Origin of the sequence: Pseudarthrobacter sp. lyk4-40-TYG-27 (genome assembly GCF_030209295.1) — a bacterium.
GTDB lineage: Bacteria > Actinomycetota > Actinomycetes > Actinomycetales > Micrococcaceae > Arthrobacter.
Genome location: NZ_JARVSH010000003.1, coordinates 22853 through 45425 on the forward strand (window position 1 = coordinate 22853; position 22573 = coordinate 45425).

The following is a 22573-nucleotide window of genomic DNA, read 5'->3' on the forward strand; positions in this document are numbered from 1 at the left end:
GCTCAATCCTTCCTCGCGGTGAAGACCAGGTATTCCCATTCCATCTGGAACGGGATGTCGCCGTGCGCGTCCCCATAGGAGTCCGCCAGGTCCGTGAGCGCCCGGTCCAGGGCTTTGACCTTGTCCGGGTCATCGGCCAGTGATTTGTACACGGAGATCATCGGGCCATAATGCGATTTGAAGTACCTGACGAAGTCCGCCGGCTGGTGGAAGCTCCGGACGGCCAGGTTCTGCTTCCGGGTGCGGATCCCGGCCGCCCTGTCCCCCAGGAGTTCGCGGAGGTGTTCCTCGCTCCCCCACAGCGTGGCGGGCTGGGCACCCGCCGGGGGTGGGGGCGCGAACGGTCCCAGGGCGGCAAACAATTCCCCGATGAAGCCTTCCGGCGTCCAGCAGAGCAGCCCGATGGTGCCACCCCGTTTGCAGACGCGGAGCAGTTCATCGGCGGCGGCCTGGTGGCGCGGCGCGAACATCACCCCGATGCAGCTCATGACGGCGTCGAACTCCTCATCGCCAAAGGGCAGGGCTTCGGCGTCAGCCTCCGTCCAGTCGAGGGTGACGCCCCGGTTGGCCGCCTCTTTCCGGCCTGCGTCGAACAGCTCTGGGGTGAGGTCGCTGGCCACTACTTTGGCGCCCATCATGGCAGCGGGAATGGCTGCGTTGCCGGTCCCTGCCGCAACGTCGAGGACACGCTGCCGCGGTTTGATGCCGCACGCCTCCACCAGCACGGCACCCAGTTCCAGGAGCAGTTCGTCCGCGAGCGCCGGGTAGTCCCCCGACGCCCACATGGCCCGGTGCTTTGCCTTGAGTTGCCGGTCCGCCTCCGCTGCTGCCTGGTCGTTCATGTCCGCGCCCCTTTACGTGCCCGTTCCCACGGGTCCGTTCCGAATGGGTGACAGCACGCTGTTGGCACAGCGGAGGCTGCGATGCGACTCATTGTGGACGCGATGGCAGCCCCTGTAAAGGCGCAGCAACTGTTCCGGCCGGACAGGATCAGGCAGGCTTGCGGGTCCTGGTGCTGGTCTTCGCGGCCGGTTTGCCATCCGCTGCGCCGGTGGATTTGGTGCCGGCGGACTTAGTGCCCGAGGTCTTGGCGGCGGTTTTGGCCGCCACCTTCGCGGCAGCCTTCGTGGCAGTGGCCTTGCCTGCCTGCCTCGTGGTGGCCGGCTTTGCCTCATCGGTACCTGTCTTGGCAGCGGCTGTCCTGGCGCCGGACGCTTTGGTGCCGGCGGCCTTGCGTGCTGGCTTGGCAGGTTCCCCGTCCGCCGCGTCCTCGCCGCCGTCGGAATCTCCGCCCGAGGCGGCACCTCCGCGCTTCCGGTCCAGGCTCCGCTTCAGGGCTTCCATCAGGTCGATGACCTCGCCCTTGCCGCCCTCACCGGACTCGACGCCGAAAGTCTCCTCCGTATCCAGCGATTCACCCTGTTCGAGTTTCGCCTCAATGAGCTGGCGGAGTTGCACCTGGTACTCGTCGGTAAAGGAGGTGGGGTCGAAATCAGCTGCCATGGACTCCACCAGGGCCGCGGACATGTCCCGTTCCTGCGCCGAAATCCGGATGTCTGCTTCGAGGGAGGGGAAGCTGGCCTCCCGCACCTCGTCCGGCCAGAGGAGGGACTGCAGCACCAGCACGTCGTCCTTGATCCGCAGGGCCCCCAGCCGGGTCTTCTCCCGCAGCGCGAATTGGACCACGGCCACCCGGTCCGTGTCCTCCAGGGCCCGCCGCAGCAGAACGTACGCCTTGGGCGACTTGGAATCCGGTTCCAGGTAGTAGCTCTTCTCGAACATCATGGGTTCTAGCTGCTCGGACGGCACGAACTGCACCACTTCGATCTCGTGGCTGTTCTCGGCCGGAATGGACTTGAGTTCCTCCTTGGACAGCACCACGGTCCGGCCGTCCTCCTCGAACGCCTTCTCAATGTCCGAGTAGTCCACCACCTCCCCGCAGACCTCGCACCGGCGCTGGTAGCGGATCCTTCCGCCGTCGGCGTTGTGCACCTGGTGCAGACTGATGTCATGATCCTCAGTGGCGCTGTAGACCTTCACGGGCACGTTGACCAGCCCGAACGCGATGGCACCCTTCCAGATGGCTCTCATTCATACAGTCAACATCAGAGCGGGCCGGAGGTGAAGACCTGTGGCCGGCACTAGGGAACGTGTCCGGGTGGCGGGACGCGAATTGACGCTCACCAACCTGGACAAAATCATCTATCCGGAGACCGGCACCACCAAGGCTGACGTGCTGGCTTACTACGCCGCAGTGGCCCACGTCCTGATCCCCGCCGCGGCCAACCGGCCGGCCACCCGCAAGCGGTGGGTCAACGGCGTGGGCACGGCAGGCAAGCCCGGTGAGGTGTTCTTCCAAAAGGACCTGGAGGACTCGGCCCCCGGCTGGCTGCCCCGGGCCGCGATCACCCACAAGGACCGGACCATCCACTACCCCCTGGTCAATGACGCCGCCACGCTGGCCTGGTTCGGGCAGATCAACTCACTCGAAATCCACGTGCCGCAGTGGCGGGTGGATGCACACGGCAACCAGTTGAACCCGGACCGGCTGGTACTGGACCTTGACCCGGGTGAGGGCGCGGGCCTGCCGGAATGCCGCGAGGTGGCACTGCTCGCGCGGTCCATCCTGGAGGACGTGGGCCTGGAACCGGTGCCGGTGACCAGCGGCAGCAAGGGCATCCATCTCTACGCCGCGCTGGACGGTTCCCAGACGTCCGAGCAGATCTCCGCTTTCGCCCGCGAACTGGCCCGGGCGCTCGAGGCGGACCACCCGGACCTCGCCGTCAGCGATATGAAGAAGACGCTGCGCAGGGGCAAGGTGCTGGTGGACTGGAGCCAGAACAACGCGGCGAAAACCACGGTGGTTCCCTACTCGCTGCGCGGCCGGCCCACGCCTATGGTGGCAGCCCCGCGGACGTGGCGGGAAATCGGGTCTCCCCGCCTGAAGCACCTGGACTACCGGGAAGTGCTGCGCCGGGTGCGGGACGGCAAGGACCCGTTCGCCGTCGTCGTCAATGCTGCGGCCCGCGCGGAGGAACCGGAGGACGGGCACGACGGCGACCCCCGCCTGGGCGCGTACCGCTCCATGCGTGATCCCAAGGCAACGCCCGAGCCTTTCGCGGGCATCCCGACGGGCGGGAACGCGTTCGTCATCCAGGAACACCACGCCAGCCGGCTGCACTGGGACCTGCGCCTGGAGCACGAGGGCGTCATGGTGTCCTGGGCGTTGCCCAAGGGGGTCCCCCAATCCGGCGGCAAGAACCACTTGGCCGTCCAGACCGAGGACCATCCCATGGACTACCTCACCTTCCACGGGACCATCCCCAAGGGACAATACGGGGCGGGTGAGATGACCATTTGGGACACCGGCACCTACGAACTGCACAAGTGGATCAATGGCAAGGAAGTCATCGTCACCCTGACCGGATCGGAGGGTGGTGGCCTGGGAGGGCCCACGAAACTGGCGCTCATCCACACCGGCCGCGGCCGGGACAAGGACGGGGAGAAGCAGTGGCTTATCCACCTCATGGACCCGGAACACGCGGGCGGGAGACCACGGCACGCGCCGACGGGAGCAGCAGAGCCGTCGCCGGAACGGGGCGAAGCCGGCGCAGGTGGCACGGCGTCTGCTGCGGAGCCTGCCCGGACCGCGCCCACCGCACCGGATCCGTCCCCGGACCCTGCCGAATACCGGCCCATGATGGCCACGGCGGGCACCGAAGCCGACCTGCGCGGCAGCACGTGGCAATTCGAACTCAAATGGGACGGGGTCCGGGCAATCCTGGTGGCCGACAGGGAAAAGATCCGGATATTGAGCCGCAACGGCAACGACGTGACCAAGACCTACCCGGAGCTTACGGACCGCGCCTGCTGGCCGGAGCAGCCGTTCGTGGCCGATGGCGAGATCATCGCCGTCGGCCCCGGCGGCAGGCCCGACTTTGGGCTCCTTCAGGGCAGGATGAAACTCACCCGGGCCGCCGACGTCGCCAAAGCCCGCACCGCCATCCCGGTGCAACTGATGCTGTTCGACCTGCTTTTCGACGACGGGAAAGACCTGCGGCGCCAGCCGCTCAGCACCCGGCGGCGGAGGCTCGAGGAGTTCTTCAGGCCGTCGGCCTGTCCGGTGGACCTGTCCATGGTGCTCGAGGAACCGGTGGGGCTCCTGCTGGACAGCGCCAGGGAGCTGGGCCTGGAAGGAATCATGGCCAAACGGACGGACAGCCGGTACGTCAGCGGCCAACGGACCCGGACCTGGATCAAACTCAAGCTTGAGCAAACCCAGGAAGTGGTGGTGGGCGGTTGGCGGCCGGGGAAGGGCGGCCGGGAAGAGACGGTGGGCTCACTGCTGGTGGGGATTCCCGATGGCGACAAGCTGCAGTACGTGGGCCGGGTGGGCAGTGGTTTCAGCATGCGCGAGCTCACGGAACTGCGGCAAACCGTGGAACGGCTGGGCCGGAAGGCATCCCCGTTCCACGATGTCCCCCGTTTGGACGCAGCGGACGCCCATTGGGTGGCCCCGGAACTGGTGGGAGAGGTGACCTACAGCGAATGGACCGGTCCGGGCAGGCTGCGGCACCCGCGGTGGCGGGGCTGGCGCGTTGACAAGGACCCGGCGGAGGTGGTCCGGGAATGAGGCCCCGGTTTGCGGCGTACAGTGCGCGCGGCAAGACGGAAATTACCCGGCGCCCGCGACATTTCCGGGGCGCCAGGTAATTTGCGTTTCGATCGGTGCAGTGGCCTTTGCCAGGCGGCTAGGAGGAGTGCGGCATCTGCGGCCGGCCGGTCCGGTGGACGGCGGTTACTGCCGCCTCGTGGCCCATGCGGCCGTATCCGGCAGCCCGGTCCTTCGGATGCCGGCGTTTGCCGCCGCCATCCGGCCATGCATTCTGCCGGGCCAGGGGGACAGCCCCGCTTACTGCGGGCCCGGGTGTGACCTGGGCGTCCATGGCTGCGGCAAGATGGTCCGCCACCTCTGGCCTGATGTGGAACTGGTTGGACTCTTCACCCATGTCTTTTTCCCTTCTTTCCATCGTTCTTCGTTGAAACGAGGCGCCGGCCGGGCGCCCGGGCGTGCGCGGGCAGTCAGCCGAAAAGAAGTGTGTTCATCGCTCTACCATAAGCACCCCGAAGGCTCCTGTGAACCCCTCCAGAGGCCGTGACCGTGCTCACTTCCGCGCCCGCATTTACCCAAATAAACGGCTTGAAACGGTTCCCGGGGAAAAATTTTTGGTAACGGCGCCGTTGATCAGCCTGCTTCCCAGTAGTAGCGCGGGAATCCACGGCGAAAAAAGGTACCAAATGCGGCGCTTCAGGGGTGGAAAAGGGAGCATGCTACGCCATTGAGCCGAGCAAACGCCATAGACATCCCGTAAAATTGAAGGCCTGCCCGGAGCGGGGCAGCTACAAGTCGCAAGCAAATGACCTCCACAGGAGTTGCCCAAATGCCCACAGACCGAAGCAGTAACCACTCTCCAGCAGGCGCCAAGAGCGCCCGCGGAACCGACCCTGCGGCCCCCACGGCTGCCAAGAAGCCCAGGCTCCTGCCACGCCGCCGGCTCAAGGAATCCGACGTCAACGTAGTTGACCAGCCCATGCTCAAAAAAGCACTGGGCGGCACCATCGTTGGAAACACGATGGAATGGTACGACGTCGGCGTTTTCGGCTACCTCATCACCACCATGGGGCCCGTGTTCCTGCCGGAATCCGATCCCACGACGCAGAACCTCTTCCTGCTGGGCACGTTTGCGGCGACCTTTATCGCCCGCCCCCTCGGTGGCGTCATCTTCGGCTGGCTCGGCGACAAAGTGGGCCGGCAAAAGATCCTGGCCACCACGCTGATGATCATGGCGGCCAGCACGTTCGCCGTCGGCCTGCTGCCCGGATACGCCCAGATTGGATTGTGGGCGGCAGCCTTGCTGGTGCTCCTCAAAGTCATCCAGGGTTTCTCCACCGGCGGTGAATATGCCGGTGCCACCACCTTCGTCAGCGAGTATGCCGCCGACAAGCGCCGTGGCTTCTTTGCCAGCTTCCTGGACCTGGGCAGCTACATGGGCTTCGCTATCGGCGCGGCCTTGGTCTCGGTCCTGCAGTTGACCCTGGGCCAGGCCACCATGGAGGACTGGGGCTGGCGTATCCCGTTCCTGATCGCGGGCCCGCTGGGCCTGATCGCTGTGTACTTCCGGAGCAAGATCGAGGAGTCGCCGCAGTTCCAGGCCACCCTGGACGCCCAGGAGGCAAACGCCAAGAACGCCTCCGAAGGCACCCCTACGGCCAAGGGACCTGTCGGTATCGTCAAGGCCTACTGGCGTCCGATCATCGTGGCCATGGTTGTGGTTGCGGCCGCCAACACGGCTGGTTACGCCCTGACCTCCTACATGCCCACCTACCTGACCGACGCCAAGGGTTACGACGAGCTCCACGGCACGCTGTTGACCATCCCGGTGCTGGTAGTCATGAGCCTTTGCATCCCACTGACCGGCAGGCTGTCTGACCGGATCGGCCGCCGCCCCGTGCTGTGGATCGGTGCGGTGAGCACCATCGTCCTGGCCGTTCCGGCGTTCCTGTTGATCGGTATCGGTGCCGTTTGGTCCACCCTGGCAGGCCTGGCCCTGGTTGCCTTCCCCGTGACCTTCTACGTGGCCAACCTCGCCTCAGCCCTGCCGGCCCAGTTCCCCACGTCGAGCCGCTACGGAGCCATGGGCATTGCCTACAACTTCGCGGTGGCGATCTTCGGCGGAACCACACCCTTCATCGTGGAACTGCTGATCAAATCGACCGGCAACGACATGATGCCGGCGTACTACCTGATGGCAACCTCTTTGGTTGGCGCCGTGGCCATTTACTTCCTGAAGGAATCCGCCAACCGCCCCCTCCCGGGATCGATGCCCAGCGTTGATACCCAGGCGGAAGCCAAGGAACTGGTGGAGACCCAGGACCAGAACCCGCTGATCAACCTGGACGAACTGCCGTTCGACACCCAGGACGGCACGGATCCGCATGCACACCGCGGTGTTCCGGCAGGAGCGTAAGCTCCCGCCTGCCGCCCGGGCATTCTTGTAGCCCACGCTCACAGGCCCGCTCCTGTGCTTCCTGCGGGAAGTACGGAAGCGGGCCTTCGCGTGCCCGCCGGATGTCCTGGTGTGTCAGGAGCCCAGCCGGCAACATATGACTCTGCGGGATGCCTGGTGATACGTTCCCAAAGGCCCTATCAGGCGCCGGCACCGCAGTAACAGGGAATGGATTCGGGATATGAAGCGCGTAGTGGACCAGGTGCGCGCGCTGCACCGGCTGGAACCGGCCACCAACGACCATCTTGCGGCGCTCCGGGTTGCCCTGAGTGTCGCAGCCCCCTCCCTGGTCCTGTTGGCCTTGGGCAGGACTGACCTGATCATCTACGCCGTGTTCGGTGCCCTTACCGGGATGTACGGCCGCTCGGAGCCCCACCAGTTGCGGCTTCGGCACCAAGGCCAGGCCGCCTTGGTACTGCTCTGCGGAGTGGCCGTGGGGATCACGCTGTCCATCAACCACCTCCATTCCTGGTGGCTGGTGGCCGTGGAAGCCACCCTTGCCGGGGTGGGCTCCGTCTACTCGGACCGGGTGCGGCTGAAACCCAACGGACCCTTCTTCGGCATCCTGGCCCTCGGAGCCTGCGCTTCCGTTCCTGTCGCGGTCCCTTGGTATGTGGCGATGCTCATCGCCGGCGGATCGGCTGTGTTCTCCATGGCTGTGGGCTTCAGCGGCTGGATACGGCGCAGGTCCTGGGAACCCGGCGCCACCAGGGCCGTGCCCTCCCCCACCCCGGCGGGCCGGCGTGAGCTGCTGGTCCACGCCGCACGGTATGTGCTGGCCGTGGGCGCAGCCGGAACAGTGGGCGTCCTCAGCGGCAGCGGCCATCCGCACTGGGCCATGGCAGCCGCGGCAGTGCCGCTCGCCGGGGCGGACCTTCCCAGCCGTGTCCGGCGCGGCATCCACCGCATCGTGGGGACCTTCCTGGGCCTGGCCGTGACCGCCGTCGTCCTCCTTCCGGCACCCTGGACGCTGGCCGGGCTCTACCCCGCGTTCCAGGAGCCCGCGCGCCATGCCCAGGTGCTGGCCCTCCTGGTGATCCTTTTCCAGTTCGCCACCGAGCTGTTCATGACCAGGCACTACGGCTTGGCCATGGTCTGGTTCACCCCGGTGATCCTGCTCATGACCCAACTGGCCTCGCCGGCCGAACCGGGGGTCCTGATCCTGGAGCGGGCCGTGGAAACGTTGGTGGGCGCGCTGCTGGGCATCCTGGTAGTGGTGGCCGTCCGCCGCTCCGGGCCGCAAGCAGGCACCGGCTTCGAAGGCCCGGTACAGCTACCCGGGGTTGCGCTCCGGCTTGGGTTTGCGCGCCGGTCCCGCCATTAGCCGCGCCGGCGCCAGCTTGGCCACGGCGGCCACCGCCTTGTAGCGCCTGGAAGGCACGGACACCGCCTTGCCGCGCTCGTTGTCCGCCAGGCCTTCCCGCACCACCCGCTCCGCACGCAGCCACGTCCAGGACGGGGCCACGGACTTGTCCATGCCCATCCGGTCGTGGAACTCGGTATGCGTAAACCCCGGACATACCGCGGTGACCTGGATCCCGCGCGAGCGGTACGCCAGGTTGGCCCACCGGCTGAAACTGACCAGCCATGCTTTCGCTGCCGAGTAGGTGCCGCGGGGTAGGAAGGCGGCCACGCTGGCCACATTGATGATCCTGCCCTCCCCGCGTTCGAGCATTCCGCCGAGCGCCGCGTGGGTGAGCACCATGGCCGTTTCCACGTGCAGCTTCAGGTGGTCTTTTTCCGCCCCGATCGGGTTGTCCTCGAAGTTGTGCAGCAGCCCGATACCGGCATTGTTCACCAGGATGCCCACCGGCCGCGCGGGGTCCTTGAGACGTTCGACGACGGCGGCGACGTCGGCGTCCACCGTGAGGTCAGCGGGCAGGACCTCAGCCGTGATTCCGTACCGCCGGTGCAGGTCCGCCGCGGTTTCCTCCAGGCGGGAGGCGCTGCGGGCCACCAGGACAAGGGGGTGCCCCTGGGCCGCGAGCTGCTTGGCGAATTCGTGTCCCAGCCCGGCGCTGGCTCCGGTAACGAGTGCGATTGTTGGCGTCATGCTGCCAGCCTAACCAGTTGCCGGTACTACACCCCTGCGAACCGGGCCAGCGGGTTGGCCAGGCGTCCGGCCAGCTGCAGGCCGCCGGAGGGATCGGAGAGGTCCAGCATGTGCTGGTTGTTGCGCAGCTGCAGCCGGTTGAGGCAGGACAGTGGAAAGTCCGGGGCGAACAGGTTGTGTCTTGCGAACTGGTCCGCAAGCTCTGGATGCTCCGCCTGGTAGTCCCGGATGGCTGCGGCTGCGGTGCGCCAGAACTCCTCTTGGGGCAGGGTGCCGTCCTCGTCCAGCAGGGCCGCGAGGAAGCGGAAGATGCAGTCGAAGACGTCGGTGAAGATCGCCAATACCTTCTCCCCGTCAGGAATCGCGGCCTTGATCCTTGCGGCTTCGGCGGGCACCTCCAGCCGGTCCCCCATCACGACGATTTCCTCGGCGATGTCCTTCATGACGGCCCGCACGGGCACGCCGTTTTCCAGGACCAGGATGACGTTTTCGCCGTGCGGCATGAACGCCAGCTCATAGCGGCAGAGGCAGTGCACCAGGGGAACCAGGTAGGCCTCGAAGTACCGGCGGAGCCATGTGGCGGGCGCCAGTCCGGAACGTTCGATCAGTGCGGCGGCCATCGGTTTTCCTGCCGCATCCACATGCAGGAGCGACGCCATGGTGGCCAGCTGCCCGCCGTCGCGCAGCAGCGGCAGCGGACTTTCCCGCCAGAGCGCGGACAGCATCTTCCGGTACGGTGAGCCTTCCGCGGAGCCGGCCTCGTAATGCGGGTTGTGGTAACCGACGGCGGCTACCTCGCCGATCATGGTGAACCCGCGGCGCTGCAGCGCCGGGTCTGAGCCGATCAGTTCCCGCAACCAGTCGTTGATGGCGGGCGTCGCCTTCATGTACTGAGGGGAGAGTCCGCGCATGAAGCCCATGTTCAGCACTGACAGGGCGGTCTTGACGTAGTGCTTGGCGGGGGCCGCGGTGTTGAAGAACGTCCGGATCGACTGCTGTGCCTGGTATTGATCGGTTCCCGTACCCAGGTGGACGATGCGTTGCCGGGCGATCTCCGCCGCGAACGTACCCGTGAGCTTGTTCTGCCACTGCCAGGGATGCACCGGCATGAGGAAGTACTGCTCCGGCTCGAGTCCCTGTTCCGCCAGCACGGCGTGGAAAGTGTCCAGCAGCGGCCCCAGTTCGGCGGCCAGGTGTGTCCGGTAGTCCAGCCCCGCTGCGCAGGTGAAGACGGCGCAGCTGCGGTGCACGGCGATCCATTCCAGGCGCACGGCGGCACCGGTTTCGGGAGCGAAGGCGTGGTAGTCGCCGATGCCGAAGCCCAGCCGGCCGTTGTTGGCCACGAAGCAGGGGTGGCCCTCGGACATGCTGCGTTCGATGGCCTGGAAATCGGCGGCAGCGTCCGCGCCGCGGGTTATTCCGGCCGCCAGTTCCGCGGAGTCCGGCCTGCGGTCCGCCAGTTTGTAGGCGTGTCCGGCCAGCGTGCTGCTGATTTCTTCCAGGTAGACCGGAAGCATGGAGATGGTGATGCCGAGGGTCGTGTGGAAGGCCGTGATGAACTCCATGGCGTCCAGCGGCGCCTCGGCGCCCTCGTGGAGATGCCGGATTGAACCGGCATCGATGGACCAGTGGTCCAGGTCCAGGATCCGCGCGTCGAAACGGTACTCGCGGGTTCCGTCGTCGCTGACCACCCGATAGCTGGCGGCGTGGTCCATCTCCTGAAGGCGCTCAGGCGCAAGGATCCGTTCGTGCGAGAACTCGGCGAGCGCTTTGCGGAGCAGATGCCTGTTGGCTGCCTCCCAGCGGTGCGGGCTGAGGTGGGAAACGTCGGACGGGAAGGCAGCGGCCGGGGCGGAGGCGGTGTACAGGTTTGTGGTCACAGTGGTGCTCCATTGCGGTCGGAGTAGCGGTCAGGCGGGTTGGTGGCGGTGAAGGGGCTCAACGCCCGGGCGGCCAGGTAGTCCTCCCGGCTGCAAAAGCTCAGGAGCGCGTCCTTGTCCGGGAGGGCCACCACCCCCTCAGGGCGGAAGCCGAGCCGTTTATTGAGGGCGTGGATCCGGGTATTCCGGACGTCGGGTTCCACAACGATCCGGTCCACCCCGGGCTTGGCGAACAGCCGGGCCAGCACGGCATCCATGACGGCCGTGGTGAAGCCGGCAACAGGAGCGTTCGACGGCGGAGCCACCAGCAGGTGCATGCCGGCGTCACCGGGCCGGACCGGGTAGGCCGTGGCCAGCGGTGAGGACGCGGGCAGGTACTCCTCAACGAGGAAGGCTGGAATGCCGTCGTCGAGCCCCAGCAGGGCATGGTGGTGTCCGCTCGACTGGATGGCTGCGTACTCCTTTTCGACGTCGTCAACGCCGGAGGCCAGCATTCCCCAAAAGGAGGCGTAGGGCCGCGTGACCCAGCTGTGCAGGAGCGGGGCGTCGGCCGCGGGGTCGACGCAGCGGAACGTGAATCTCATGCGGGCACCTCCGCCGTGATGCTCTCCGGTGCGCCGAACTGTTGGAACGCGATGCTGCGTTCCACCGGGTAGACCTCCCGGCCGCTAATTGCCCGGAGGATGCACGAGTTGCGGTAGGCGCCCATGCCCAGGTCCGGGGTGGCGAATCCGTGGGTGTGCAGCTCGGCGTTCTGGACGAAGATCTCTCCGGGTTCCACACCGGTGCTGTAGTTGCGGTCCACCGCAAAACGGCCCCCGCTGTCCCGGGCAATCCTGTCCCGGATTCCCGCGAGGAACTCCGGTTCCCGGTAGGTGTAGCCGGTGGCGAAAACCACGGCGTCGCTGTCCAGGGTGTAGGCGGTGCCCTGCTCGTCGTGGTGCAGGCGCAGGGTGTGGGTTCCGGCGGCGGCGTCCCATGCGGCGGCTGTGAGCGTGGAATGGGTCAGCAGCCGCGTGTCCACCATCCCGGCGAGGCTCCGGGTGTAGAGGAGGTCGTAGATTGCGTCGATCAGGTCCGCGTTGATGCCCTTGTAGAGGTTCTTCTGCGTCTTGTTGAGGTGGTCGCGGCGGTGCGGCGGGAGGCCATGGAAGTAGTCCACGTACTCGGGCGAGGTCATCTCGAGGGTCAGTTTGGTGTACTCCAGGGGAAAGAACCGGCCGGAGCGGGTCACCCAGTCCAGCCGGTACCCGTGGGCGTCCGCGTCCGTGAGCAGGTCATAGTAGATCTCCGCCGCACTCTGCCCGCTGCCCACGATGGTGATGCTGCGGCGCTGCTGCAGGTCCGCCTTCCGGGCCAGGTAGTCGGCATTGTGGAAGGCCATGCCCCCGCGGCCTGCGGCGGCCTCGGCCATGATGCCATGGCCGGCTTCCGGTACGTAGGGGCTGGTGCCGGTGCCCAGCACCAGCCGGCGGGCGGAAAGTACCTCCGTGCCGCCGGGGCCGGAGACGGCCAGCCGGTACACGCCGTCGTCGTACGCCGCATCCAGCACGGTTGTGCCAAAACGTACCGAAGGCAACTGCCCGGCCACCCACTGGCAGTACTGGTTGTATTCGGCTCGCAGCGGGTAGAAGTCCTCGCGGATGTAGAACCGGTACAGCCGGCCGGTCTGCTTGAGGAAGTTCAGGAACGAGTAGGGCGAGGTGGGATCCGCCATGGTCACCAGGTCCGCCAGGAAAGGGACCTGCAGGTGGGCCGGCTCCAGCATCATGCCGGGGTGCCACTCGAAGGATTCGCGCTGGTCGAGGAAGATGCCGGCCAGGCCCTCGACGGGCTCAGCCAGGGCGGCGAGGCCAAGGTTGAAGGGGCCGACGCCGATGGCTGCGAAGTCATGGACCTGGCCGGCTGCGGGGGTGGTCATGCGGCGGCACCGTCCTGCAGGAGGTCCGCGCCGGTGCGGCGCAGGAGGTCGATGATGCCGGCGATGTCCTCTAGGGTGGCTTCGGCATTGAGGAGGGTGAACTTCAGGTAGTGGCGGCCGCCCACCGTGGTCCCGGCAACCACCGCCCGCCCGGACGCGAAGACGGCGGCGCGCACGGCAGGATTGAGCGCGTCGGCGGCGTCCTCACTGAGCCGCGCTCCCCCGTCCAGCCGCGGGCGGTAGCGGAACACCAGGGTGCTGAGCTGCGGCGGTGCCGCGAGTTCGAAGTCGTCGTCTGCCTCCAGGAGCAATCCGACGCGACCCGCGAGGTCGATGGCTTCGTCGAACAGCGCGCCGATGGCGTCCGCCCCCATGATCCGCAGCGTGAGCCACAGTTTCAGGGCGTCGAAGCGGCGGGTGGTCTGGAGGCTCTTGTCCACCTGGTTGGGAATGTCCGCAAGGGCAGCACTTTCCGGGTTCAGGTAGTCGGCGTGGAAGGTGACGTGCCGCTGCATGGCCCGGTCGCGGACCAGAAGCGCGCTGGAGCTGACGGGCTGGAAGAAGGTCTTGTGGAAATCCACGGTGACCGAGTCCGCGAACCGGGTCCCGTCCAGGAGGTGCCGGTACCGGCCGGAGACCATGAGGCCGCCGCCGTAGGCGGCGTCCACGTGGAGCCAGGCGCCGGAGGCATGGGCAAGGGCAGCGAGGTCTGCGAGCGGGTCCACCGCGCCAAAGTCGGTGGTCCCGGCGGTGGCCACCACCGCCATCGGGACCAGGCCGGCCCGGTTGGCGTCGGCCAGGGCATCGGCCAGGGCTTCGGGGTCCATCCGGCGGTCCGGCGTGCAGGGGACGCTGATGACGGCGTCGAATCCGAGGCCGAGCATGGCGGCCGACTTTTGGATGCTGAAGTGGCTGTCCCCGGAGGTGAAGATCCGGAGTTTATCCAGCAGCGCCGGCAGGCGGAGGCCGCTGCGGGCCGGGTCCTGGCGGAGGCCTGCCACTGCGTGGTTGCGGGCGATCAGCAGCGCCTGCAGGTTGGACTGGCTGCCCCCGGAGGTGAAGATACCGTCAGCGGCGGCGCCCAGGTGCAGCCGTTGCGCGGTCCAGTCGATGAGGCGCCGCTCGATCATGGTGGCCCCCGCGCTTTGGTCCCAGGTGTCCAGCGAGGAGTTGACGGCGGAAAGGACGGCCTCGCCCACCAGTGCCGGGATCACCACCGGGCAGTTGAGGTGCGCCGCGTATTTGGGGTCATGGAAATAGACGGCGTCGCGCAGGTAGACGTCCTCGAGCTCCTCCAGTGCCGCAGCGGTGTCCCGCAGCGGCACGTCCAGGTCAACCGCCCCCACCCGGGCCTCCAGCGCTGACGGTTCGACGCCGGTAAAGGGCCGGGTGGTCCGCTCCAGCTTGGTGGCCACGGCAGTGACACCCTGCAGGACCTGCGCCACGTACCGGGCTGAATTCCTGGCATTGAGGAGGTGGTTGCTGGCCCCGAACGCCAGTTCCAGCCGCGAGGCAAAGTCCTGGCCGGCGGAAGCGGCTGGCGGGCCCTGTGGTGAGGCGGTGGCGGGAAGCGGTGTTTCCACGTGCGGAGCAGGGTGGGGCATCAGCGGCATGGGTTTCCTTTGCTGGGCATTGCCGGAGTGGCAGTGGTCGTAGCAGGCAGGGCTGGAGCGGAACGTCCCTGCCCTGCCTTTTTGTAAGGCAAGCCTTACTTAGGTAACCCTTTTAATCAAACTTTTGTGATGTATTTCGTGTTGAACCGCGGATTCGGCGTTCCGGAGCATCGGCAGGTCCCCGCGACGCTACGCTTGGGGTTAAGCGGGTACTGGGGATTGCGGGCCATCACCAGATGCCGGAACTTGTGCATCAATTAGTAAGCATGCTTTTCTTATGGGGTAGATGAACCTCCGCAAGCAGTTCGCGGCGGGACTGCCGGCCATGGCGGTTCCGTGAAAGAAGCCCAAGGAAGAACATAATGACCACCGCAATGGATGAGCAGCTGATGGCGTTTGGGGAGCGCCGCGAACCGGCTGAGCAGTTTCCGGCCACCACGGTACCTGTCGACGCAGGACTGCTGGTGACCCTCAATTCGCGCATGCACTGCCGCACGCCGATGCAGCTTGTCGATCACGGGGAACTTCCGGTCCGGCAGCCCGTTTACGTTGACGGAACCTCCGTGGTGGCACTGCGGCCGGAGGCGGCCGAAACCGTCACCACCTATCGCTGTGCCTGCGGCTTCACCATCGACGACCCCGGGACCGCCTGGGCGGTCAGCGATTCGGCCCTGGCCAGCTGACCCTGCTCCGAGCGCGGGCGCCGGCCCGCGGCCAGCGAATGTGATCGGCGGATGCGATCAGTGGATGGGGCCGGCGGGCGGTCAGCGCTCGGGCCAGTCCACGAACTGTTCGTAGCCCTCGTGCTTGCGGAGGTAGCTGGACATAAACGGGCAGTGCGGAATGATGCGTTTTCCGGTGGCTACCACGTCATCCAGGGCAAAATGCGCCAGCACCTTGCCCAGCCCCTGCCCCTCGAAGTCCTGGCCCGTTTCGGTATGGGTGAAGTCGATATGTCCCGGCAGGTCGTGGAAGAAGGCCTGGACAGCGAGCCTGCCGTCCACCAGGAGTTCGTACCGGTGGTCCGCGTCGTTGCGCCGCAGGGTGACGTTGGGGGTGAACTTATCCTCTGTGGACATGGTGTTCTCGGTCATGGTTTGACACTGGCACTACTTCACCCCGCTGGCAATGCCCCTTCGGCCGCGCCTCCGGCGGGAGGTGGTCCGGGCCGCCGGCCCGCCCGCCGGCCGTCGCGGGGGCCTGGTCCCGGCCGATGACCGTCGCCGCAGCGGAAACCCGCCCAGCAGGAGGATCGCCGCGGAAAAGCACAAGGTGCCGGCAGCCAGCAGCCCCAGTGACAATCCGTTGAGGGCGGCGTCCGCCGCGGGAAGGAAGACCACGACGACGGCGGCCGCAGCCAAGGCGGGCCGGCTGCGGTAGGCGTGTGGCGCCGTTACCCGGTCCTCAAGGCGGCCGAAGGCGGCAGCGACGGGGAGCAGCAGGACGACCAGGGCCAGGACCACCACGGGCCGCGACCACCACCACGCGGCGGTGCCGGCGCCGGGCTTGGGGAACGGCACCAGGAGCAGCAGCCCTGACATCGCGCCCAGCAGCGGCAGGTGCCACAAGTACACCGTCAGGGACCGGCTGCCCGCCACGCCCACGAGGCGGCCAATCCAGCGGACCTCGGCGAGCGACGCGAGGACCGGCCGCGCCAGCTCCATCGCGGCCAGCTGGGAAACGCCCAACAGGACCAGGGTGAGGTTGGGTGGATTGAGGTTCACCAGCATGTTGCCGGTGTACAGGCCCAGCCCCGTCACCACACCCAACGCAAGGTTTGCTGCCAACGCGATGGCCAGCAGGCCCGAACGGGAAAGCCGGGACGTCCAGCCGTCGGCCGCCAGGAAGCCCAGTTGCTGCACTGCGCACCACACGAACACCAGGTTCGCGTAGGCCAGGTTCGGCAGCGCCCCCCGGAGGCAATCCACGGCAACCACCAGGCCGAGGAGCAGGCCCAGCGCCAGCCAGGGGGAACGCGCATGGAGCGCCGCCAGGACCGGAATGTTCAACTGCGCCGCGAGGTAGGCGGCCAGGAACCACAGCGGCATGCCGGCGCCGGTGGCCATGAGCTGGACCACTTGAGGGTCCACCCCGAGGGCACGGGCCAACAACAGTCCCAGGACCATCGCCGCAAGCAGCGCGGTGGCCGGACGGACCAGGCGCAGCAGCCGTGCACGGATGAACTGGGCCGCCGTCCCGCCCCGCGCCTTCATCCGGCGCCAGGACTGCAGGCCGGTCACACCCCCGGTAACGAAGAACAGGGGCATGACCATGAAGATCCAGATGACGGGGACAAACCAGTCCTGGTCGCCAAGGGTGTTCTCCGTTGTCACGGTCCCGTCCGGGTGCAGGACCGGACTGACCATCATGGAATGGCCCACCACCACCAATGCCAGGCAGACGAAGCGGACAAGGTCGATCGCCGGATCACGGGCTGCCGTGTCCGCGTGGTCTTGGTTCCCCTGACCCCGCCGCACCGCGTGGCCTTACAGCGTTCCGACCCTGTTCACAGCACCATTCTGCGCCTGTTGCCGGTGGTGTAGAAGAGGCAGGGGTGCCGGGCTAGAGCACAGCCACCAGGCCCAGGACGACGGCGAGCAGCGGCGTTGCGCCCTGGGTGGCCGCCGCGCGGAGGTACTTGCGGCCGCTGAGGGCCAGGACCACGGCCGCCAGGAGCATGGAGCCGCAGCTTGAAAACACCAGGGTCCAGCCCGCCACGTGCTGCGCCGGACCGGCCCCGAACACCACCAGGCCGATTCCGACCAGGGCACCCACTGCCAGGAACAGGTTGTAGAACCCCTGGTTGTACGCCAGCGGCCTGGTGATCTCTGCATGGTCCTGGGATCCGATGCTGAAGCGTTTCCACGTGGCGGGCCGGGTCCAGGTCACGGATTCCATGGTGAAGATGAAAACGTGCAGCGCCGCGGCGAGGAAGGCAAAAAAGAGGGAGGCCAGGATCATGGCTTGATCCTAGCCTCCCCCGGAGTGGGGTCTTTCCTACCGTGCCAGCGTGGCCAGCGTGGCGGTGGCGAACTCCTTGGCCGAGTGGTTCCACCGGGCCAGCAGGCCCTGCAGGTTTTCGCCGTCCGCACGGTGGGCGGGCAGCTGGTCCTGGAGGGTGGCCAGCACGCCGGTCCGCAGCTCGGTGTTGAAGTTGACCTTGCCTACGTTCATGGCCGCGGCTTTCACCAGTTCCCCGGCGGGGATGCCGGAAGCGCCGTGCAGCACCAGCGGAATGTGGACCCGGGCCGCAATGTCCTGGAGCACGTCCCAGCGCAGCCGCGGCTCGCCCTTGTACTTGCCGTGGACATTGCCCACGGCCACGGCAAGCAGTTCCGCGCCGGTACGGGACACGAAGTCCTCCACCTGCGCCGAGTCGGTCAGGCCTGCAACGTCGGCGCCGGACTGGTCTGCACCGAAGGCGCGGTCCTCGTCGCCGGCCAGGCCGCCAAGTTCCGCTTCGAGCACCACGTCCGGGCCCAGCAGGGCGCGGGCCGACTTGACCAGGGCAATGTTGTCCTCGTAGGGAAGGGATGAACCGTCGGCGAGGACCGAATCCGCCCCTGCCGCGACGGCGTCGGCCATCACCTTGAGGTCGCTGGCGTGGTCAAGCTGCACGGCCACCGGAACCGCGGCCGCGTCGGCCAGGGTGCGGAGCGCCGCTATGAGCCTGAGCCCGTTCGCGGTGGCGGCGGTCTTGGGTGCCACCAGCAGGATGGCACCGCGTCCTGATTCCTCTGCGGCGCCCACCACGGCCAGCGCGGTGGTGAAGTCGTAGCAGGTGAAGGCCGGCACGGCGGAACCCTGCTGCAGGGCGGTGGTGACCAGGTGGTCCAGTCGGGTACGCATCAGACGCCCAGGCCTCCCACCAGGATCCAGGCCACGAAGGTCAGCGCGAAGCCGGCCAGGCCCAGGATGGTAGTCAGGACGGTCCAGGTCTTCAGGCCGTCCGAGACGGTCAGGCCGTAGTATCGCACCACCACCCAGAAGCCGGCGTCCGTGACGTGGGAGAGGCCCAAGGCGCCGAAGCCGATGGCGATCACGATCACGGCGATCTGGGCCGGGCTGTAGCCGCCGCCGCTGACCGCTGCGGAGAGCAGGCCGGTGGTGGTCACGATGGCCACGGTGGCCGAACCCTGGGCGGCACGCAGTGCGAGGGAAATGATGAAGCCGAGCAGCAGCAGCGGCACGCCGAGCGTGTCCAGGGTCTTGGAGAGCGCCCCGCCGATGCCCGAGACCTGCAGGACGTTGCCGAAGACGCCGCCGGCAGCCACCACCATCAGGATGGAGGCGATGGGAGGCAGGGCGCCTTCGAAGATTTCACCGGTCTCCTTGAAGGACCAGCCGCGGCGGACCGCGAGCAGGAAGAAGGACAGCGCCACGGCCACCAGCAGGGCCAGAAACGGGTTGCCGATGAAGGCTGCCAGGCCGTAGAGGGGATCGCTCTTGGGGAGGATGAGGGTGCCGGCGGTACCCAGGAGGATCTGCACGATCGGGGCGGCGATCAGGAAAATGATCAGGCCCGGGCGAGGGGGTGCGATGGCGGCGGCACCGGGGCCGTCGTGGCCCACCTTGACCAGTGAGTCGGAACCGAACTCCTCCACCTGGGTCTTCACGGCCGGCAGCAGCTCGTAGTCCTTGCGGTTCATGATGGACGCCACCCAGTAGGACAGGAAGCCGAGCGGAATGCAGATGAGCAGTGAGATCAGGGCGATCAGCCCGATGTCGGCACCCAGCACGCCGGCGCCGGCAACGATCCCCGGGTGCGGCGGAACGGCCACGTGGATGGCGAGCATGATGCCGGCCATGGGCAGGCCGAACTTAACCGGGTGGACTTTGGCGATCTTGGCGAAGGCGTAGACGATGGGCACCAGCACGATGATGCCGACTTCGAAGAACACGGGGATGGCCACCAGGAAGCCGACGGCGGTCAGCGCCACGGCCACCCGGCGGGCGCCGAGTTTGCGGGTGAAGTGGTCGGCCAGCGACTGGACACCGCCGGAGACCTCGATCATGCGGCCCAGCACGGCGCCGAGCGCGATCAGGATGGCCACCTTGCCCATGGTGCTGCCCACGCCGCCGGACACGACGGTGAAGATGTCCTGCAGCGGGATCGTGGCGGCCACGGCAACCAGGATGCTGACGGTCAGCAGGGCCACGAACGCCTGGATCTTGAAGCGGATGATCATCACCAGCAGGATGGCGATGCCAACGGCGGCGATGGTGAGCAGCAGCGGGGTGCCCAGCTCCACGGCGGGCTTGATGGCCGGAGCATCGGCCGCCCGCTGTATCAGCGGGCTCATCAGGTGGTTCACGGGAAATGTCTCCTTTGACGTGCCGGTCCGGGGCAGACGGGCATCAGGTATCACGGCGGGGATGGAACGCTGCGGAACTAAGCCGCAACGCTGGGAGGTACGACGACGGCGGAGGGGGGACCGCCGTCGTCGTACCGTTCGGGGGGAGAGACGCTTACTTGGTCCTCTTGGCCGGGGCGACCACCTTGATGACGGCGGAGTCATCGGCCGCGGCGAGGCCCTGGGCCTGGCCCAGCAGGTAGAGCTGCTCGGCGGCGGCGGCAACGGGGGCTGCCAGCCCGGCCGCGCGGGTGGCTTTGCCCACGATGCCCATGTCCTTGACGAAGATGTCCAGGCGGGACAGGACCTCGGCGCCTTCCTCGTTGTAGGCCTCCAGGATGCGGGGGCCACGGTTGGAGAGCATGAAGGAACCGGCAGCGCCGGCTTCGAGGGCGGCGAGGGTCTTGGCCTGGTCCAGTCCCAGCGCGTCGGCCAGGGCCAGGGCCTCGGCGGCCGCGGCGATGTGGACGCCGCACAGGAGCTGGTTGACGGTCTTCAGGGCTTGGCCGTCGCCGGGGTTGTCACCCACCACGGTGAGCGTGGAGGCCAGCAGGTCCAGGGCGGGGGCGGCCTTTTCGCGGGCTTCGGGGGACGCGCCGACGACGATCAGCAGGTCGCCTTCGCCGGCGCGCTTGGGGCCGCCGGACAGCGGGGCGTCCACCAGGTCCACCCCGTATTCGGCCAGCTTGGCCACGGTGGCGGGGATGGCGTCGGTGCCCACCGTGCTGCCGAGGATGACGACGGCGCCCGGCTCCAGGACGGAGGCCACGCCGTTTTCGCCGAAGAGGACGTCGTTGAGCTGCTCGCCGTTGCGGACGGCCAGGAGGACGGCGTCCGCTCCCTTGGCGGCTTCGCGGGCGGTGGTGAAGGTGGCGATGCCGGCTTCTTCGGCGAGCTTGAGGCGGGGCTCGGCGATGTCGAAGCCGTGGACTGTGAGCTGGGAGGCCAGTCGGGTGGCCATGGGCAGGCCCATGGCGCCGAGGCCCAGGACGGTGATGGTGTAGTTGCTGGTCATGGTGTTCTCCGTTGAATTTGTTCGGAACTCTTAGAACTTGTTGCTGAGCTTGCGGGTGACCTGGGCCAGGGAGTCGTCGTCGCCCACGTTGCCGGCGAACACGATGTAGGGGATGCCCTTGGCGGGGCCGTCCACCGGTTCCCAGAGGCTGACGATGCCCGGGAGCATGGGGCCGCGGACAATGCCGTGCCGGATTTCCAGGCCGTGGGCGGCGACGTCGGAGGACGTGATCCCGCCCTTGGCGATGACGAACCGCGGCGGGAAGGTCTTCAGGGTCCGGTTGACCACGTCCACGACGGCGGCGGAGACGGTACGGGCGATCCGCAGGCTTTCGGCGGGGTCGTCCGTCTTGATCAGCAGGCGGCTGGTGTGGACGATCACGTCGCCGGCGTGTAGGGCCTCGACCACGGCGTCCACCGTGCGGTCCAGGTGCTCCTTGGCGTTGGGGTCGGCTGTTCCAGCTTCGGCGGCGAGGAGCTTCTCGACGTCGATCTCGATGATGCGCGCCGAGCTGTGTTCGGCGGTGAGGACGTTGAGCTGCCGTGTGGTCACGCCGACGTGCGAGCCCACCACGATCAGGCCGCCCGCCTCCGACGGGGTGTTGCCTGCGTAGGCCTCTTCGGAAGTCAGTGCGGCCCGGATCTCCTGGCCGATGCGGCCGCGGACGAACGGCGGGCCCACTCGGTACAGGAGCTTCTTGCCGCGGCGTTCTGCCTCTTCCAGTCCCAGCGCCAGGGCGCGGAAGTCATTCTCGGTGACGATGTCCGCCACGATGGGCGTGGAATCGGTGGCGGGCTCGATGGCGTCCGCGATCGCCTTGGCGGAGATAGCTGGGTCCTGGGCGGCGGCGCCGGCACGGATGATGTTCAGGTCCAGGACGATCACTGAGTCCGCCGGGAACCTGCCCTGGGATTTCTCGGCGACGTAGTCGGCCATGACGGAGGTGCTGAAGCCGAAGGACGCATCCTTGGCGAATTCGGTCTCGGAGACGGGGACCACGGTGCCCTTCGCGTCACCGGTGCCGCGCATGTAGTGGACGCCGCCGATGGTGAGCCGGCCGGCGTCTGGGAATGCGGGGACCAGGACCACGCCGTCGGTCGTCTCGCCGCTGACCCCGGCAACGGTGGCCGCGATGACGTCAGGCTCCAGGGGGTAGTGGCCGCGGAGGGTGGAGTCGCTGCGGCTGACGAATCCCAGCCGCAGGGAGTCGGGCGATCCTGCCGCCGCGAGGGCGTTGCGGACCACTTCCTCATTGCGGGCAGCCGCTTCGGCGGGGTCGAGGGACCGGGTGTTGGTGAGGACGTAGACCGCGGGCTTTCCCTGCGCAAAAGCCCAGCTGAAGTCCTCTACGTCCCACCTGGTGAGCACGGGGAGGTCTGCCACGGACTGGGTGCCGGTGGGGTCGTCGTCGAGCACCACCAGGACGCGGGGAACCTCTGCGTTGGAAGCGGCCAGGGAGCCGGCAACGAGCCCTGCGGGGATCTCGAGGTCAGCCGGATAGGCGGCCAGAAGGTCTGCTTCAAGCGTCACAGTGCACTCCATTGTGTAGCGATCCGGGACCCGGATACTGATGTAAGGGTAACTGTAAGATGTCTGACATCTTGCATTTGAATGTTAGTGTGGCACACGGCATAAAGACGCGCAAGTAGACTTGTCTGACATATCCGCCG

19 protein-coding genes are annotated in these 22573 nt (G+C 67.3%); 4 read left to right on the plus strand and 15 right to left on the minus strand.

Annotation, left to right across the window (positions count from 1 at the left end; translation table 11 throughout):
- Window positions 1–2: 2 nt before the first annotated feature.
- Both QRM96_RS04570 and ku read right to left on the minus strand, forming a co-directional pair.
- Window positions 3–842 carry a class I SAM-dependent methyltransferase gene (locus QRM96_RS04570; protein ID WP_285318582.1) on the minus strand — a complete coding sequence of 280 codons (840 nt, stop codon included), beginning with the start codon at window positions 840–842 and terminating at the stop codon, window positions 3–5.
- Between the two features lie 148 nt (window positions 843–990).
- Window positions 991–2091: a non-homologous end joining protein Ku gene (gene ku / locus QRM96_RS04575; protein WP_285318583.1), complete on the minus strand. Its 1101-nt coding sequence runs from the start codon at window positions 2089–2091 to the stop codon at window positions 991–993.
- A 40-nt stretch (window positions 2092–2131) separates the two neighbouring features.
- Between ku and QRM96_RS04580 the strand changes: the two genes are divergently transcribed.
- A complete protein-coding gene (locus QRM96_RS04580) occupies window positions 2132–4633 on the plus strand; it encodes an ATP-dependent DNA ligase (RefSeq protein WP_285318585.1) in 2502 nt (833 codons plus the stop codon).
- A 118-nt stretch (window positions 4634–4751) separates the two neighbouring features.
- Here QRM96_RS04580 and QRM96_RS04585 read toward each other — a convergent pair whose 3' ends face one another.
- A complete protein-coding gene (locus tag QRM96_RS04585) occupies window positions 4752–5009 on the minus strand; it encodes a hypothetical protein (protein WP_285318587.1) in 258 nt (85 codons plus the stop codon).
- Window positions 5010–5441: 432 nt separating this feature from the next.
- Here QRM96_RS04585 and QRM96_RS04590 point away from each other — a divergent pair, with 432 nt between their 5' ends.
- Both QRM96_RS04590 and QRM96_RS04595 read left to right on the plus strand, forming a co-directional pair.
- The gene (locus QRM96_RS04590) at window positions 5442–7028 is read left to right on the plus strand and encodes an MFS transporter (protein WP_018763722.1); all 1587 of its coding nucleotides are present in this window, start codon (window positions 5442–5444) and stop codon (window positions 7026–7028) included.
- A 220-nt stretch (window positions 7029–7248) separates the two neighbouring features.
- Window positions 7249–8391, plus strand: coding sequence for an FUSC family protein (locus QRM96_RS04595; protein ID WP_109863633.1), 1143 nt, complete (start codon window positions 7249–7251; stop codon window positions 8389–8391).
- On the opposite strand, the gene QRM96_RS04600 is transcribed toward QRM96_RS04595, so the two are convergent.
- The 5 genes from QRM96_RS04600 to QRM96_RS04620 are packed head-to-tail and all read right to left on the minus strand — an operon-like array spanning window position 8341 to window position 14534.
- On the minus strand, window positions 8341–9120 hold the full coding sequence (locus QRM96_RS04600) for an SDR family NAD(P)-dependent oxidoreductase (RefSeq protein ID WP_285318589.1): 780 nt from the start codon (window positions 9118–9120) through the stop codon (window positions 8341–8343). The genes QRM96_RS04595 and QRM96_RS04600 overlap by 51 nt on opposite strands.
- 26 nt (window positions 9121–9146) lie before the next feature.
- Window positions 9147–11000: an IucA/IucC family protein gene (locus tag QRM96_RS04605; protein ID WP_285318590.1), complete on the minus strand. Its 1854-nt coding sequence runs from the start codon at window positions 10998–11000 to the stop codon at window positions 9147–9149.
- On the minus strand, window positions 10997–11584 hold the full coding sequence (locus tag QRM96_RS04610; protein ID WP_285318592.1) for a GNAT family N-acetyltransferase: 588 nt from the start codon (window positions 11582–11584) through the stop codon (window positions 10997–10999). Before QRM96_RS04610 ends, QRM96_RS04605 begins: the two co-directional genes overlap by 4 nt.
- Window positions 11581–12921, minus strand: coding sequence for a lysine N(6)-hydroxylase/L-ornithine N(5)-oxygenase family protein (locus QRM96_RS04615; protein WP_285318593.1), 1341 nt, complete (start codon window positions 12919–12921; stop codon window positions 11581–11583). The genes QRM96_RS04610 and QRM96_RS04615 overlap by 4 nt, the downstream gene beginning before the upstream one ends.
- The gene (locus QRM96_RS04620; RefSeq protein WP_285318594.1) at window positions 12918–14534 is read right to left on the minus strand and encodes a pyridoxal phosphate-dependent decarboxylase family protein; all 1617 of its coding nucleotides are present in this window, start codon (window positions 14532–14534) and stop codon (window positions 12918–12920) included. Before QRM96_RS04620 ends, QRM96_RS04615 begins: the two co-directional genes overlap by 4 nt.
- A 362-nt stretch (window positions 14535–14896) precedes the next feature.
- Here QRM96_RS04620 and QRM96_RS04625 point away from each other — a divergent pair, with 362 nt between their 5' ends.
- Window positions 14897–15217, plus strand: coding sequence for a hypothetical protein (locus QRM96_RS04625; protein WP_285318595.1), 321 nt, complete (start codon window positions 14897–14899; stop codon window positions 15215–15217).
- Window positions 15218–15298: 81 nt separating this feature from the next.
- On the opposite strand, the gene QRM96_RS04630 is transcribed toward QRM96_RS04625, so the two are convergent.
- The 7 genes from QRM96_RS04630 to QRM96_RS04660 all read right to left on the minus strand — a co-directional run bounded on the left by QRM96_RS04630 (window position 15299) and on the right by QRM96_RS04660 (window position 22433).
- On the minus strand, window positions 15299–15628 hold the full coding sequence (locus QRM96_RS04630) for a GNAT family N-acetyltransferase (RefSeq protein ID WP_018763726.1): 330 nt from the start codon (window positions 15626–15628) through the stop codon (window positions 15299–15301).
- Between the two features lie 15 nt (window positions 15629–15643).
- Window positions 15644–17011, minus strand: coding sequence for an acyltransferase family protein (locus QRM96_RS04635; RefSeq protein ID WP_285318596.1), 1368 nt, complete (start codon window positions 17009–17011; stop codon window positions 15644–15646).
- Window positions 17012–17096: 85 nt separating this feature from the next.
- Complete coding sequence (locus QRM96_RS04640; RefSeq protein WP_018763728.1) at window positions 17097–17495, minus strand: DUF1304 domain-containing protein; 399 nt, start codon at window positions 17493–17495, stop codon at window positions 17097–17099.
- Between the two features lie 36 nt (window positions 17496–17531).
- Window positions 17532–18383, minus strand: coding sequence for a class II fructose-bisphosphate aldolase (locus QRM96_RS04645; protein WP_018763729.1), 852 nt, complete (start codon window positions 18381–18383; stop codon window positions 17532–17534).
- On the minus strand, window positions 18383–19849 hold the full coding sequence (locus QRM96_RS04650; RefSeq protein ID WP_018763730.1) for a GntP family transporter: 1467 nt from the start codon (window positions 19847–19849) through the stop codon (window positions 18383–18385). Before QRM96_RS04650 ends, QRM96_RS04645 begins: the two co-directional genes overlap by 1 nt.
- A 154-nt stretch (window positions 19850–20003) precedes the next feature.
- On the minus strand, window positions 20004–20903 hold the full coding sequence (locus tag QRM96_RS04655; protein WP_018763731.1) for an NAD(P)-dependent oxidoreductase: 900 nt from the start codon (window positions 20901–20903) through the stop codon (window positions 20004–20006).
- A gap of 30 nt (window positions 20904–20933) precedes the next feature.
- Window positions 20934–22433, minus strand: coding sequence for a four-carbon acid sugar kinase family protein (locus QRM96_RS04660; protein WP_109863641.1), 1500 nt, complete (start codon window positions 22431–22433; stop codon window positions 20934–20936).
- Window positions 22434–22573: the final 140 nt, after the last annotated feature.